The organism is Pseudomonas sp. WMBT8, from assembly GCF_050916005.1.
Taxonomy (GTDB): Bacteria; Pseudomonadota; Gammaproteobacteria; order Pseudomonadales; family Pseudomonadaceae; genus Aquipseudomonas.
In genome coordinates this window covers 3,654,531-3,670,104 of record NZ_CP188096.1, presented here as the reverse complement: position 1 = coordinate 3,670,104, position 15,574 = coordinate 3,654,531, and the positions used below count along the sequence as shown (strand labels likewise).

At 62.5% G+C, this 15,574-nt stretch carries 9 protein-coding genes; 1 reads left to right on the top strand and 8 read right to left on the bottom strand.

Annotated elements, in window-relative coordinates:
• Window positions 1-45: 45 nt before the first annotated feature.
• The 8 genes from ACO77H_RS16820 to ACO77H_RS16785 all read right to left on the bottom strand — a co-directional run bounded on the left by ACO77H_RS16820 (window position 46) and on the right by ACO77H_RS16785 (window position 9,009).
• Window positions 46-1,686: a BatD family protein gene (locus tag ACO77H_RS16820; protein WP_432754316.1), complete on the bottom strand. Its 1,641-nt coding sequence runs from the start codon at window positions 1,684-1,686 to the stop codon at window positions 46-48.
• Window positions 1,683-3,419, bottom strand: a complete 1,737-nt coding sequence (locus ACO77H_RS16815) for a tetratricopeptide repeat protein (RefSeq protein ID WP_169955763.1) — start codon at window positions 3,417-3,419, stop codon at window positions 1,683-1,685. Before ACO77H_RS16815 ends, ACO77H_RS16820 begins: the two co-directional genes overlap by 4 nt.
• The gene (locus tag ACO77H_RS16810; RefSeq protein WP_169955762.1) at window positions 3,416-4,504 is read right to left on the bottom strand and encodes a vWA domain-containing protein; all 1,089 of its coding nucleotides are present in this window, start codon (window positions 4,502-4,504) and stop codon (window positions 3,416-3,418) included. Before ACO77H_RS16810 ends, ACO77H_RS16815 begins: the two co-directional genes overlap by 4 nt.
• A complete protein-coding gene (locus ACO77H_RS16805; RefSeq protein ID WP_169955761.1) occupies window positions 4,497-4,991 on the bottom strand; it encodes a DUF4381 domain-containing protein in 495 nt (164 codons plus the stop codon). The genes ACO77H_RS16810 and ACO77H_RS16805 overlap by 8 nt, the downstream gene beginning before the upstream one ends.
• Complete coding sequence (locus tag ACO77H_RS16800) at window positions 4,988-5,920, bottom strand: DUF58 domain-containing protein (RefSeq protein WP_432754315.1); 933 nt, start codon at window positions 5,918-5,920, stop codon at window positions 4,988-4,990. Before ACO77H_RS16800 ends, ACO77H_RS16805 begins: the two co-directional genes overlap by 4 nt.
• Window positions 5,921-5,925: 5 nt before the next feature.
• Window positions 5,926-6,885, bottom strand: coding sequence for an AAA family ATPase (locus tag ACO77H_RS16795; protein ID WP_003218556.1), 960 nt, complete (start codon window positions 6,883-6,885; stop codon window positions 5,926-5,928).
• A 245-nt stretch (window positions 6,886-7,130) separates the two neighbouring features.
• Window positions 7,131-7,484, bottom strand: a complete 354-nt coding sequence (locus ACO77H_RS16790) for a hypothetical protein (protein ID WP_170057114.1) — start codon at window positions 7,482-7,484, stop codon at window positions 7,131-7,133.
• Between the two features lie 94 nt (window positions 7,485-7,578).
• The gene (locus ACO77H_RS16785; protein ID WP_432754314.1) at window positions 7,579-9,009 is read right to left on the bottom strand and encodes a dermonecrotic toxin domain-containing protein; all 1,431 of its coding nucleotides are present in this window, start codon (window positions 9,007-9,009) and stop codon (window positions 7,579-7,581) included.
• A gap of 684 nt (window positions 9,010-9,693) precedes the next feature.
• Here ACO77H_RS16785 and ACO77H_RS16780 point away from each other — a divergent pair.
• Window positions 9,694-14,553 (top strand): NAD-glutamate dehydrogenase, encoded by a 4,860-nt coding sequence (locus ACO77H_RS16780; RefSeq protein ID WP_170041071.1) that lies wholly within the window; start codon window positions 9,694-9,696, stop codon window positions 14,551-14,553.
• The last annotated feature ends 1,021 nt before the right edge of the window (window positions 14,554-15,574 follow it).

Genomic DNA, 15,574 nt, shown 5'->3' with positions numbered 1-15,574 from the left:
AGCCAGCTCCTACAGCTGAGTTCACCGTCGGTACAGAGTGGGCGGTTACTTGGGATACAGCGGCGGCAAGCTGGTGCTGTCGGCCACCGGGGCCTGTTCGCGTTCGGCCATGGGAATGGCCTTGACTGCCCGCCACAACTCTTCGCCCTGCCAATACTGGCCGCTTTCGCTATAGAGCGCGCCGTTCAACCCATCCAGGGCATCGGACAGCGGCACAAACCGCGCCGCCATCTCTGCCAGGGTTTCCGGTTGCTGGCGTGCCCAGGCGTCCAGCGCCTGGCGCGTGGCCTGGGGGTCGTTGGCTTGGCTCGCACGCCGCAGGTCGTCGAGCAAGGTGCGGGGGCTGGGCCCGGTCTGGGCGGCGCGTTGGATCGCCGGGCGGGAGCGGGCGCGCCACCACAGGCCGAAGCCGAGCAGGGTGGTGCAGGCGAGGAACAGGCTGGTGAGCTGCCAGATCCACAGGCGGCCATCGTCCGGTGCGGTGATCACGGTGGGGGTGGCCGGGGTGTCGACCACCAGGCTCGGGTTGACCGCCACCTGCAGGGTGCGGGCCGGCAGGCTGGTGCGCTCCAGGTGGTCTTCGTGGGTGTTCCACCACACCACTTCCACGGCGGGCAATTCCAGGGCGCCGGCGCGGTTGGGTACCAGGGCTTCGCGGTCTTCACGGCTGCCGATCACCCCGCGCTCGCTGTTCTGGTTGCTCAGCACCGGCTGGTCGGGGTAGCGCCGCAGGCCGGCGATTTCGGTGCTGGGCAGCGCGGGCAACTGGGCGCTGGCCAGGCCTTCGGCCTTGAGGGTAAGGATGCGGGTCAGGGAGTCGCCGACCTGCACGTTTGTAGGTTCCGGGTTCCAGCTTTCGCCCAGGCTCAGGCTGCGCGCCGGCAGCCAGGGGGCGTCCGCTGGATAGAGCGCAGGCTTGGGCTTGACCGTGAGGGGGATCTCGGTGGAATTGACATGCAACAGCTTGCCGGGCCTGGGCGCCTGGGGCGCGGTGCCCTGGGCCGGGCGTGGTTCGACCATGGTGGCGCTGAACATTTGCGCGGGGATCAGCAGTTGCCCGCTGTGCTGCGGGTAGATCCCATAACGCATTTCGATCACGCCATGGCGCACGCCGTTGATGACTTTTTCATAGGTGCGCGAATCACCCACTGGCTCGACGCGCGCGTCAGACAACTGCAAGGGCGTAAGGACGCTGTCGTCATACAGCGCCACCGAATGGTAGATACGCACGGTCAGCAGGGCCTGGGCCTGCACATATACGCTGTCCTCATCGAGGCTGGCTTCGATGAATACTGGTTCGAGCTGGTTGTCGCTGTCCTGGCCGAGGGTTTCGTCCACTTGCAGGCTGATCGGCTGGGTCTTGAATTCGCCCAGTTGCAGCGCTGGGATCACCACAGTGCCGGTGGTCTTGGGCTGCAAGGTGATGATCCAGCGGGTGGTGGCGTGGTTGCTGCCGTCGAGGGTGGTGAGCTGGTTGATCTGGCGGGTGCCGCGTACGTCGAACAGCGGGTCGAGGGGCGACAGGTCCGGCTTGCCGAACTGGGTAACGTCATCGGACTCGATTGTCAGCTCCACCGTTTCCCCGGAATTGACGCGGCTGCGGTCGATACTGGCGGCCAGGTCGGCCGCCTGGGCGTGACCGGCCCACAGCGCTAGCGATAAGACAAATGGGGTGCAGCGGCTCATCGAGTCTTGTCCTGATGTTGTTGCTGTTCGTACCAGAATTTGCGTCGCAACAACTCTCCGGGGTTGTCCGGGATCTGTCGCAGCCATTGTTCCAGGGCCTGGCGGTGCTCCTCGTCGAGGTTGGCATCCGCCGGGCGCAAGGGCGGCGTGGTGGTCTGTTCGTCGCCCAGTTCGCTGCCGGGTACTTCGTTGTTGCCCGCGGTGGGCGGGGTGCCGGTTTGTGTCTCGCCGGTGCCCGCCTGGCCTGCGCCCTGGGGCGATTGCTCGCCGCCGTTGGTTTGCTGGCTGTTGTCGCCTGGTTGCGCAGTTTGGCCGGGTTGGGGGGATTCGTCATCCTCGTTTTTTTCGGGGGCTGGCGGCTCGGGCTCCGGTTCTTCAAGGAGCAGGCGTTCCACCAGAGCTTTGTTTTTCAGGGCCGGCTGCAGGTCGGGCTGGGCTTCCAGGGCCTGTTCATAGGCGTCTATCGCGGCTTCCAGCTCGCCGGCGCGGGCCAGGGCATTGCCTCGATTGTAGTGGGAGTAGGCGTCACTGCCCTCGGCAAAGCGCCGGGCCGCCTCGGCGTAGTTGCCCGCTTCATACAGGGCCACACCTTGCCATTGTGGGTTCTCAAAGTGTTCGGCGGCTTCGGCCGGGCGTTTGTGCTTGAGCAGGTACTGGCCTTGTTGGTCGGGGCGCAGCCACAGGTCATCAAAGCTGAACGCATAGCTTGGTTGCGGCGCCGCCAGCAGTAGCAGCGGCAGGCAGAACAGCCAGCCACGGCGCCCGGCGCAGGCGGCGAGCAGCAGCAGGGGCAGCAAAAACCAGTAACCCTGGTCGGCCCAGGTATCCAGTTGCAGGCGCTGGCCGTCGTCGCGCAGGTTTTGCGGGCCGTCCAGCAGGCCCAGGCTGCGCAGGTCTTTGTCGTCCAGGCGGGCCTGACGATAGCGGCCGCCCATTTCACTGGCGAAGGCCTTGAGCGTCGGGCTGTCCAGGCGCGGGATCAGGATCGCGCCTTGTTCGTCCTTGAGGAACTCGCCGCTTTCCTGAGTCACCGGCGTGCCTTCACGGCTGCCAATGCCCAGGATCGACAGGCTCGGTGCCTGCCCTTGCAGCAGCAGGCGAATGCCCTGGCGCTCCTGCTTGGACAGCGACGAGCCAATCAACAACAGGCGACCCTGGCCCAGGCCGCCGTGCTTGAGCAGGCCCAGGGCTTTTTCCACAGCGAGGTCAGCGCGATGGCCGGCCTCGGGCATGATCGACGGGCGCAGGGCTTCCAGCAGGTTGCGGCTGGTGGCCAGGTCGTCGGACAGCGGCACCAGTGTGTGGGCGCTACCGGCATACACAACGATGGCGGTCTGCGCGTCACTGCGCGCCTGCAGCAGGTCCACCAGCTTGCGCCGTGCCTGCTCCAGGCGGTTGGGCGGGCTGTCGGTGGCGAGCATCTCGGGGGTCAGTTCCAGCAACACCACCAGCGGGTCGGCGGGTTTCTGGCTGATCTGCTCGACCCGTTGCCAGCCTGGGCCGAGCAAGGCCAGCAGGGCCAGCAGCCAGGCCAGGCCCAGCAGCAGCCACGGCGATTTGCTCTCCCGGCCATTGCCGCCACTGAGCAGGGCCGCGTGGAAGGCCGGCGGCAGGATCATCTGCCAGCGCCCGGCGCGTTTTTGCCGATGCCACAGTTGCCACAGCAACCAACCGAGCACGGGCAGTAGCAACAACCACCAGGGACGGAACCAGTGCGGCCATAAAGCGATCATCGACGCCTCCGCAAACGCAGGCGTTGAAGGCGTTGGCGCCATTGTGGGTGCTGTTGCAGGAAATGGCCCTTGGTCGAGAGTTTATTAAGCAGCCGTTGCAAGGCGTTATCCGGCCAGCGTTCCTGGATCACCAACAGCAGGCTGAGAAACAGCGCCAGCGCCAGGGGCCCGCTATACAACGCCTGGGCCGGGCGGGCCTGGGTCGGCTGTTGCGCCACCGGCTCCAACTGGTCGAGGGTTTGCTTGATCGCTTGCAGCTCGGCACCGTCATGGGCGCGGAAATATTGCCCGCCGGTCGCCGCGGCGATGGCCTTGAGCGCCGGCTCGTCCAGATCCAGGCTGGGATTGAGGCCGAGCATGCCCAGGGTCCCGGTCTGTTCGGGGTTGGCGCCAATGCCGATGGGGTAGATCTTCACGCCTTCTTCGGCGGCCAGGCGGGCGGCGGTCAGTGGGTCGATTTCGCCGCCGTTGTTGGCGCCGTCGGTGACCAGGATCAACACCCGGCTTTGTGCCGGGCGTTGCCGCAGGCGCTTGAGGGCCAGGCCGATGGCGTCGCCAATCGCGGTATTTTTTCCGGCAATGCCGATGCGCGCCTCGTCCAGCCAGGTGCGCACGGTACGCCGGTCGAAGGTCAGCGGCGCTTGCAGGTAGGCCTGGCTGCCAAACAGGATCAGGCCCACGCGATCGCCTTCGCGGCTTTCGAGAAAGTCCCCCAGCAGGTGCTTGACCAGGCTCAGGCGGCTGACGTCTTCGTCCTGCCATTGCATATCGGGGAAGTCCATGGAGCCCGACACATCCACCGCCACCAGCAGGTCGCGGCCGCTGGCGGCAATCGGCAGCGGCTCGCCGAGCCATTCCGGGCGCGCGGCGGCGGTCAGCAACAACAGCCATAGCACCACGAACGGCGCTTGTTGCCGCCAACCCGGCAGATTGATGCGCGCACGGCGCCGGGCCAGGCCTTCGAGGTCGCCCAGGAAGCTGACCTTCAACGCCGGCTCGCCGCTGTCGGCCACTGGCAGGATCAGGCGCATCACCCACGGCAAGGGCAACAGGGCAAAGACCCACGGCCAGGCGAACTCAAACATGTTTGCGAATCCAGGTGTCGACCGCTTGCGTGAGGCCGGCGATGGCCTTGTCGTCGAGTTTGCATTCGGGTTTGTAGGCGCCTTCCACCAGGACCATCCAGCGCGTCAGGCCGGCCGCCGGGCAGCGGTTGTCAAGAAAGGCCAGCCATTTGCGCCCGTTGAGGGTGTGGCTCTGGCTGTAGGGGTAGTCGTTGCGGCACAGGCGTTTGAGCAGGCCATTGAGCTGCTGCAGCCAGGCGCCGGCCGGTGCGCCATCGTAGGGTTTGGGCATCAGCGCCAGCTCCGCGAGGGCGGCGATACGCAGAGGGTCCAGCGGTTGCTCGGCCCGGGCCAGCGGGCGTTTGCCGGGCAGAAAGCGGCGCAGCCACCACACGCCCCAGCCCGCCAGGGGGATCAGCACCAGCAACAGCCACCAGCCCGGCGCCGGTGGCCAGAAACCAATGGCCGGCGGGGCGATCAGCGGTTGCAACGAGTCCAGGCTGCTCATGGCTTTTTCACCGGGCGCTGGGGGTTGAGGTATTCACGTAGCTGCTCGACCATTTCGCTCTGGGTACTCAATGGCATCAGCAGCACCCGCAGCTTCTGCGCGAGCAGTTCCCAACGGGCGATGCGGGCTTCGGCCTGGGCCTTGTAGGCCTGGCGCAGCTCGAAGTTCAAGGTGTCGATTTCCAGTTGTGCGCCGCGCTCGGCAAAACGCAGCAGGCCGGCGGCGGGGAGGGCGTGGTCCAGCGGATCTGAGACCGGCAGCAGCAGCAGGTCGCAATGGCGCGACAGCAGGCTCAGTTGCTGCTCGGCGCCTTCGGTCAGGGCGCGTTCATCGCAGATCACGATAACCAGGCTGCCGGGGCGCAGTACCTCGCGGCCACGGCGCAGGGCCATGCCCAGGGCATCGGCTTCGGGGCGGCTCTCGGTGCTCAGGCTCTGGTTGACCCGCACCAGGCGGTTGAGCAGTTGCAGCAGGCTTTGTTTGCTGCGCCGGGGCTTGATCTCGTAGTGCTCGTTATCCCCGAACACCAGGCCGCCGACCCGGTCGTTGTGCCCCAGCGCGGCCCAGCCGATCAGGCTCGCGGCCTGGGCGGCGAGGACTGACTTGAACATCAGCCCGGAGCCGAAAAACAGCCGGCAGCTTTGCTCGACCATGATAAAGATCGGCCGCTCCCGCTCTTCATGGAACAGCTTGGTGTGCGGCTCCTGGGTGCGGGCGGTGACGCGCCAGTCGATGGTGCGCACATCGTCGCCGGCCTGGTACACCCGCACCTGGTCGAAGTCGACGCCGCGCCCGCGCAATTTGGAATGGTGCAGGCCGATCAGCGGGCTGCGTTGGCTCGGCGTGGAAAACAGTTGCACCTCCCGCACGCGATGCCGCATCTCGATCAATTCGCTGAGGGAAACACGGATTCCATCGCCGGCGTTCATGGGGATCAAGCGACGGCAACGACGTCGAGAATGCGTTGCACCACGCGGTCCTGGTCGATGCCGGCCGCTTCGGCTTCAAAGGACAGGATGATGCGGTGGCGCAGCACGTCGAACAGCACCGCCTGGATATCTTCCGGGCTGACAAAGTCGCGCCCGGCCAGCCAGGCGTGGGCGCGGGCGCAGCGGTCGAGGGCGATCGAGCCCCGGGGGCTGGCGCCGTAGGCAATCCACTCGGCCATTTCCGGGTCGAACTTGGCTGGTGTGCGCGTGGCCATGACCAGTTGCACCAGGTATTCCTCCACGGCATCGGCCATGTACAGGCCGAGGATTTCCTTGCGCGCGGCAAAGATCGCCTGCTGGCTGACCCGCCGTTCGGGCTTGGTCTCGCCGTTGAGCGCTTCGCCACGGGCCTGTTGCAGGATGCGCCGCTCCACGGCGGCATCGGGGAAGCCGATCTTGACGTGCATCAGGAAGCGATCGAGCTGGGCTTCGGGCAGGGGATAGGTGCCTTCCTGCTCGATGGGGTTTTGCGTGGCCATCACCAAGAACAGCGGCGACAGCTCGTAGGTACTGCGCCCGACACTGACCTGGCGCTCGGCCATGGCTTCAAGCAGCGCCGACTGCACCTTGGCCGGGGCGCGGTTGATTTCGTCCGCCAGCACCAGGTTGTGGAAGATCGGCCCTTGCTGGAACACGAAGCTGCCGGTTTCCGGGCGATAGATCTCGGTGCCGGTGATGTCGGCGGGCAACAGGTCGGGGGTGAACTGGATACGATGGAACTGTGCTTCGATCCCTTCGGCAAGCTCTTTGATGGCCTTGGTCTTGGCCAGGCCGGGAGCGCCTTCTACCAGCATATGGCCGTCGGCGAGCAGGGCAATGAGCAAGCGCTCGATGAGTTTTTCCTGGCCGAGAATCTGCGTAGAAAGAAAGGTTCGCAGCGCGAGCAGCGCTTCACGATGTTCCATCGATGACGGTTCCTGGAAAGATGAGCCTGGGGATTGTGAAAAACGCCAAGGCCTGGGGCGCTTACTTTAATGCATTGGAGGGGCTGGCGACTAACGAACCGGGGGGTATTTTTTGCGGCTTACAGCAAAGGCCTGAGGTTTTTGGCGTTGATGAGGGCCCCATCGCGGGCAAGCCCGGCTCCCACAGGTGGGAGCGGGCGTGTCAGGTCGCCCCATCGCTGCGATGGCGATTTAGCCGCCGCCAGTCAAAGCGTGCGGATGTAAGTGCCAGTGCCCTTGAGAATGTTCTGCAAGGTTTCTTCTACCTCGGCCATGTCCGACTCGGCGGTGGCGTGGTTGATCAGCAGGTGATCATTGCCGCCCAGCGCATCCTTGTCCGCCGCACCGATCTCCACCAGCAGGGTGGTCGCGCTCAAGGTGATCTTCAAGCCATCCAGGGTCGAAGGCTCGTAGTCCCAGGTCAGCTCCACCTCGTCCTCATCCGGATAACGGGACAGCATGAACATCTCGCCCTGGGTGCCGTGGCAGCACAGCATGGCCATGTTGTCTTCTTCGTCATCGCAAGGGGTGGCGAGCAGGTGGGCGGTGGTCAGTTGCATGTGGAGTCCTGTGTGGAAAGGCGGCGACAAGGCCGGCAGGCTGTAATTCTGCCATTACCTCGGGCTTTGTGTCGGCTTTTGTGTCAAACGGGCATCAGGGATTGAAGGCCCAGGCGCTGATTGTGCTGCTGATCGGTTTAAAGGCATTGCCCAGGCCACTGGTAAACAGCGGGACAAAGGTTTTCGCCGTGCCTTCGCTGATGAGCTTGTCTGCCTCGGGGCGCTTATTGATATAGCTGTCAATGCCAACGCCGAGCTCTGCTGCACCCACTGAGACGCTCGCTACTGTCAGTGCAGCGCCCAGCGGTGGAAAAGCGATACCTAGCGGAGCTAAAAGCAGCAGTCCATATTTGGCCCAATTCAAATACTTGAAGGCAGTCTTTGCCGTGACGTCGCGATTAAGTACGAATTGAAAGCGAGTGGCGTTTTTCAGGTCTTGCTCGGTGCGTTGCTGCAGTTCCTCAAACGGGTTCCCTTGGACTACCTGGCCATCGAATAGGCCGCCCTCGTCAAAGTACCCGAGCTTTTCTTGCGTAGCGACAGGAAGGTCACTGTTAAGCACATTACGGGTGTTGTCTATGAGCGCATCAATGCCTTTGGACAGGAATTCATCGGGACGGTCCTGGGGGCGGAAGTACAGTTTGAAACTGTCGACTTGTTGCGGGTCCTTCAATTGTTCGGCCAGCCACTTATTCATGTGTTTCTTGGAGTCGAAGCCTTTCAACATGGACCCATGGCCAGGCAGATACAACAAGACCCGGCCTGTGGACTTATCCAAAGTGTAAAAGGCGCGCATGTTAAAACCTTTGAACGTGAGGAATTTGGTTTGCAGATTTGGATCAGCCTTGTAGGGCTGTATCAGGTCATTGTGACTAAGGGACTGGTAACTTTGGTCGGCCGGTAGTCCTGCGGCACCCATGGCGATCTGTCGATCGTTTTCGCTCAGGGACCTGTGCGACGCCTGCAAGAAGGCGCCTCTGGAGGCTTGGGCATAGGCATGGCGGGAATTGCTGTTCCAGTAATTGTTCAGATACTGGTCATAAGGGGATATATAACTGTTATCCCATACCATCTGTTTAAAGTCGGTGGCTCTGATATCGACTCTATTGCTTGCATCATAGAGATGGGCAGTCGCTTGCGACGGCTCAGTGTAAATACCTTGAAAATGGCTGGTGAACCCCGATTCATTTGGGCGCGCGAACCTGCCAAAGCCGTCAGGGTCGTGGGTATGTGTTGAGCTTTGTCTTATTTCAAAGGGCCCGTCTTCTTTTGAACGTAGCGCCCCGTGGAACTCAGGTTCGTCCTGCTGGTTGAGCCTTGCTGCCTGGGTCAGTGATATTTTTTGAACAATGACCCCGCTATAAGGTGGGGCGTTAGTGCGGTGATCATATTGAATGCTCACTAAGTAAGTTTTATCGGGGTCAATATCTTTACCGAACGTTTGCTTGATCTGGCGCCTGACGTGGAGCGAAGTGACTTCGTCCGGTGTCTTGGGGTAGGTGTAGTCGGTGATGAGTTGTTGCACGGCCTTATTGTTGGCTACGGGCGCTTTGAAACAGGCCGCCGTAAGGTCTTGCCCAGCAGTGGCAGCACTACCCGGACGTGATGGTGCAGGGGGCTGCATGCAAGGGGGCTGGTGCCCTGGCAGCGGGGTGCGGAGGGCGGGGGAATATACGTTCAATAGCGCCTCGTTGAGTGGTAATAGAGCCTGTGTCGAAGGAAATACCTGCTCAAACTAAGTGACTCAATATTGAAATACGGTTCCTGCGCGGAGTTAGGAATTAGATTTTACGGATGTATGAAGTTTTACCGGGCGGCAGGTTGATCAAGCCTGCTTGGCGGCTGCGCTTTTAATGCTCAACCTGCACCTGAGCGGTAGGAAGGGTTGCTCTTGGTGCAACCGCGCAATGCCGTGTGTTGACCGAATATGTCGCAGTGCAGCAAGCAGCCAGCTTGCCGCACTCGTTAAGCTGCGCAACGGATGTGCCTTTTGCGTGACTCTGACCTGCCCGCCGTACCGTCATGCGCAGGGGGTGCATCCAGTGGACGTCGAATGTGACCTCATTGACTTGTCCAGCTTCACCCACCTGTCACCCTGATTCGTTTATGGTGTTTATCATCATCACCGGCGAACAGAAATGACGGTCTCCCCACCAGGGGATAACACGCGACGCTTCCATCAATAACAAGCCCAAGCGGAGTACCACAGATGGCGTTCTTCACCGCAGCCAGCAAAGCCGACTTCCAGCATCAACTGCAAGCGGCACTGGCGCAGCACATCAGTGAACAGGCACTGCCACAAGTGGCGCTGTTCGCTGAACAATTCTTCGGCATTATTTCCCTGGACGAGTTGACCCAGCGTCGCATGTCCGACCTGGCCGGTTGCACCCTGTCTGCCTGGCGCCTGCTTGAGCGCTTTGATCACACCCAGCCGCAAGTGCGAGTGTACAACCCCGATTACGAACGCCACGGCTGGCAGTCGACCCACACGGCGGTCGAGGTCTTGCACCACGACCTGCCGTTCCTCGTCGACTCGGTGCGCACCGAACTGAACCGCCGCGGCTACAGCATCCATACCCTGCAAACCACGGTACTGAGCGTGCGCCGTGGCAAGAAGGGCGAGTTGCTGGAAATCCTGCCCAAGGGCACCCAGGGCGAAGACGTCCTGCAAGAATCGCTGATGTACCTGGAGATCGACCGCTGCGCCAATGCCGCCGAGCTGAATGTCCTGAGCACGGAACTTGAGCAGGTGTTGGGCGAGGTGCGCGTGGCCGTGGCTGATTTCGAGCCGATGAAGGCCAAAGTCCAGGAACTGCTGGCCGGTATCGACAACAGCCAGTTCGCCATCGAAGGCGAAGAAAAGGCCGAGATCAAGAGCTTCCTGGAATGGCTGGTGGGCAACCACTTCACCTTCCTGGGCTACGAAGAGTTTGTGGTGCATGACGAGCAGGACGGCGGTCATCTGGAATATGACGCCACTTCCTTCCTCGGCCTGACCAAACTGCTGCGCGCCGGCCTCACCGCTGAAGACCTGCGCATCGAAGATTACGCCGTGGCCTATCTGCGCGAGCCGACTGTATTGTCGTTCGCCAAGGCTGCGCACCCAAGCCGTGTGCACCGTCCGGCTTACCCGGACTACGTGTCGATCCGCCAGATCGATGCCGATGGCAAGGTCATCAAGGAATGCCGCTTCATGGGCCTCTACACCTCCTCGGTGTACGGCGAAAGCGTCCGGGTGATTCCTTATATCCGCCGCAAGGTCGCGGAAATCGAGCGCCGCTCGGGTTTCCAGGCCAAGGCGCACCTGGGCAAGGAACTGGCCCAGGTGGTTGAAGTACTGCCTCGCGACGACCTGTTCCAGACCCCGGTGGACGAGCTGTTCAGCACCGTGATGTCGATCGTGCAGATCCAGGAACGCAACAAGATCCGCGTGTTCCTGCGCAAAGACCCGTACGGTCGTTTCTGCTACTGCCTGGCCTACGTGCCGCGTGATATCTACTCCACCGAAGTGCGCCAGAAGATCCAGCAAGTGCTGATGGATCGCCTCAAGGCCTCGGATTGCGAGTTCTGGACCTTCTTCTCCGAGTCCGTGCTGGCCCGTGTCCAACTGATTCTGCGGGTTGACCCGAAGAACCGCCTGGATATCGACCCCTTGCTTTTGGAAAAAGAAGTGGTGCAGGCCTGCCGCAGCTGGCAGGACGACTACGCGAGCCTGGTGGTCGAGAGCTTCGGCGAAGCCCACGGCACCAACGTGCTGGCGGACTTCCCCAAAGGCTTCCCCGCAGGCTACCGCGAGCGTTTCGCCGCGCATTCAGCCGTGGTCGACATGCAGCATCTGTTGAACCTGACGGAAGCCAAGCCACTGGTGATGAGCTTCTACCAGCCTTTGGGCCACGTGACCGGCCAGCAGGAATTGCACTGCAAGCTGTATCACGCCGATACCCCGCTGGCGCTGTCCGACGTGTTGCCGATCCTTGAAAACCTCGGCCTGCGCGTGCTCGGTGAGTTCCCGTACCGCCTGCGTCACGCCAATGGCCGCGAGTTCTGGATCCACGACTTTGCGTTCACCGCCGCCGAAGGCCTGAACCTCGATATCCAGCAGCTCAACGACACCCTGCAGGACGCGTTCGTGCATATCGTCAACGGCGACGCCGAGAACGATGCGTTCAACCGCCTGGTACTGACCGCCGGCCTGCCATGGCGTGACGTTGCACTGCTGCGTGCCTACGCCCGTTACCTGAAGCAGATCCGCCTGGGCTTCGACCTGGGTTATATCGCCAGCACCCTGAACAACCACACCGACATCGCCCGCGAGTTGACCCGGCTGTTCAAGACCCGCTTCTACCTGGCGCGCAAGCTCACCGCCGACGACCTGGAAGACAAGCAGCAACGCCTGGAGCAAGCGATCCTCACTGCCCTGGACGACGTGCAGGTGCTCAACGAGGACCGGATCCTGCGACGCTACCTGGACCTGATCAAGGCCACCCTGCGCACCAACTTCTACCAGACTGATGCCAACGGCCAGAACAAGTCGTACTTCAGCTTCAAGTTCAACCCCCACGCCATTCCCGAGCTGCCCAAGCCAGTGCCGAAGTTCGAGATCTTCGTCTACTCGCCGCGCGTCGAAGGCGTGCACCTGCGCTTTGGCAACGTCGCTCGCGGCGGCCTGCGCTGGTCCGACCGTGAAGAAGACTTCCGTACCGAAGTGCTGGGCCTGGTCAAAGCCCAGCAGGTGAAGAACTCGGTGATCGTGCCGGTCGGCGCCAAGGGCGGCTTCCTGCCGCGTCGCCTGCCATTGGGCGGCAGCCGCGACGAGATCGCGGCCGAGGGCATCGCCTGCTATCGCATCTTCATTTCCGGCCTGTTGGACATTACCGACAACCTGAAAGACGGCGCCCTGGTGCCTCCGTTGAACGTGGTGCGCCACGACAACGATGACCCGTACCTGGTAGTGGCGGCCGACAAAGGCACCGCGACCTTCTCCGACATCGCCAACGGTATCGCCATCGACTACGGCTTCTGGCTGGGGGATGCGTTTGCCTCCGGTGGCTCGGCCGGTTATGACCACAAGAAAATGGGCATCACCGCCAAGGGCGCGTGGGTCGGGGTGCAGCGTCACTTCCGTGAGCGCGGCATCAACGTGCAGCAAGACAGCATCACGGTGGTCGGCGTTGGCGACATGGCCGGTGACGTGTTCGGTAACGGCTTGCTCATGTCCGACAAGCTGCAATTGGTCGCCGCCTTCAACCACCTGCATATCTTCATCGATCCAAACCCGAACCCGGCCACCAGCTTCATCGAGCGCCAGCGCATGTTCGAGCTGCCGCGTTCGGCCTGGTCGGACTACGACACCAGCATCATGTCCGAAGGCGGCGGTATCTTCTCGCGTAGCGCCAAAAGCATTGCCATCTCGCCACAGATGAAAGAACGCTTCGACATCCAGGCCGACAAGCTGACCCCGACCGAGCTGCTTAACGCCTTGCTCAAGGCACCGGTGGACCTGTTGTGGAACGGCGGTATCGGCACCTACGTCAAAGCCAGCACCGAAAGCCACGCCGATGTGGGCGACAAGGCCAACGACGCGCTGCGCGTCAACGGCAACGAGCTGCGCTGCAAGGTAGTGGGTGAGGGCGGTAACCTGGGCATGACCCAGCTGGGTCGTGTGGAATTCGGCCTCAATGGCGGCGGTTCCAACACCGACTTTATCGACAACGCCGGTGGTGTGGACTGCTCCGACCACGAAGTGAACATCAAGATCCTGCTCAACGAAGTGGTGCAGGCGGGCGACATGACCGACAAGCAACGCAACCAGTTGCTGGCGAGCATGACCGACGAAGTCGGCAGCCTGGTGTTGGGCAACAACTACAAGCAGACCCAGGCCCTGTCCCTGGCCGCTCGCAAAGCCTACGAGCGTGCGGCGGAGTACAAGCGCCTGATGAGCGACCTGGAGGGCCGTGGCAAGCTGGACCGCGCCATCGAGTACCTGCCGACCGAGGAGCAGCTCGTCGAGCGCGCCGCGACTGGCAAGGGCCTGACGCGTCCGGAACTGTCGGTGCTGATTTCCTACAGCAAGATCGACCTCAAGGAAGCGCTGCTCAAGTCCCTGGTGCCGGATGACGACTACCTGACCCGCGACATGGAGACCGCGTTCCCACCGAGCCTGGTGGCCAAGTTCTCCGAGGCCATGCGTCGCCACCGCCTCAAGCGCGAGATCGTCAGCACCCAGATCGCCAACGACCTGGTCAACCACATGGGCATCACCTTCGTGCAACGCCTCAAAGAGTCGACCGGCATGAGCCCGGCGAACGTGGCGGGCGCCTATGTGATCGTGCGTGACATCTTCCACCTCCCGCATTGGTTCCGGCAGATCGAAGCCCTGGATCACCAGGTCTCAGCCGAGGTGCAACTGGCGCTGATGGACGAGCTGATGCGCCTGGGCCGTCGGGCTACCCGCTGGTTCCTGCGCAGCCGTCGCAACGAGCAGGACGCCGCGCGCGATGTGGCGCACTTCGGTCCGCACCTGGCAGCGTTAGGCCTCAAGCTCGACGAACTGCTGGAAGGCCCGACCCGCGAAGGCTGGCAGAACCGTTACCAGGCCTATGTCGAAGCCGGTGTGCCGGAGTTGTTGGCGCGCATGGTTGCTGGCACCACGCACCTGTACACCTTGCTGCCGATCATCGAAGCCGCTGACGTTACCGGCCAGAGCGCTGCCGATGTGGCCAAGGCCTACTTCGCCGTAGGCAGCGCCCTGGACTTGCCGTGGTACCTGCAGCAGATCAGCGATCTTCCGGTGGGCAACAACTGGCAGGCCCAGGCCCGCGAAGCCTTCCGCGATGACGTGGACTGGCAGCAACGGGCGATCACCATCAAGGTTCTGCAAATGGCCGACGCGCCAGAAGACATGGAAGCCCGCGTGGCCCTGTGGCTGGAGCAGAACGCGAGCATGGTCGAGCGTTGGCGCGCGATGATGGTGGAAATCCGTGCTGCGGTGGGTACGGACTACGCCATGTACGCGGTGGCCAATCGGGAACTGTTGGACCTGGCAATGAGTGGTCAAGCGGTGCTGTAATCGGCTGCTAGAACGTTAAAATAAAGCCCCGTCTCGCGAGAGACGGGGCTTTTTTTGTGGGTTCGGCACAAGGTGGGGCGTATGCAAAATTTGCTGCCCCGACCGCCCCCTGTGGGAGCGGGCTTGCCCGCGATAGCGGCAGTCCCGTCACTGTTGCTGGCGGCTGACCCACCGCCATCGCAGGCAAGCCAGCTCCCACACTTGATCTGTGGAGGGGCCAAAATTCTCTGCCTCAGTGAGATCCCCTGTAGGAGCGGGCTTGCCCGCGATAGCGGCAGTCCAGTCACTGTTGCTGGCGGCTGACCCAGCGCCATCGCAGGCAAGCCAGCTCCCACATTTGATCTGTGGTGGGGCCAAAATTCTCTGCCCCAGTGAGATCCCTTGTAGGAGCGGGCTTGCCCGCGATAGCGGAAATCCAGTCACTGTCGCTGGCGGCTGACCCAGCGCCATCGCTGGCAAGCCAGCTCCCACATTTAATCTGTGGTGGAGCCAAAGTTCTCTGCCCCAGTGAGATCCCTTGTAGGAGCTGGCTTGCCCGCGATAGCGGCAATCCAGTCACTGTTGCTGGCGGCTGACCCACCGCCATCGCAGGCAAGCCAGCTCCCACATTTGATCTGTGATGGGGCCAAAACTCTCTGCCCCAGTGAGATCCCTTGTAGGAGCTGGCTTGCCCGCGATAGCGGCAGTCCCGTCACTGTTGCTGGCGGCTGACCCACCGCCATCGCAGGCAAGCCAGCCTCCACACTTGATCTGTGGTGGGGCCAAAATTCTCTGCCCCAGTGAGATCCCTTGTAGGAGCGGGCTTGCCCGCGATAGCGGCAGTCCAGTGACTGTTGCTGGCGGCTGACCCAACGCCATCGCGGGCAAGCCAGCTCCCACATTTAATCTGTGATGGGGCCAAAACTCTCTGCCACAGTGAGATCCCTTGTAGGAGCTGGCTTGCCCGCGATAGCGGCAATCCAGTCACTGTCGCTGGCGGCTGACCCACCGCCATCGCAGGCAAGCCAGCTTCCACATTTAA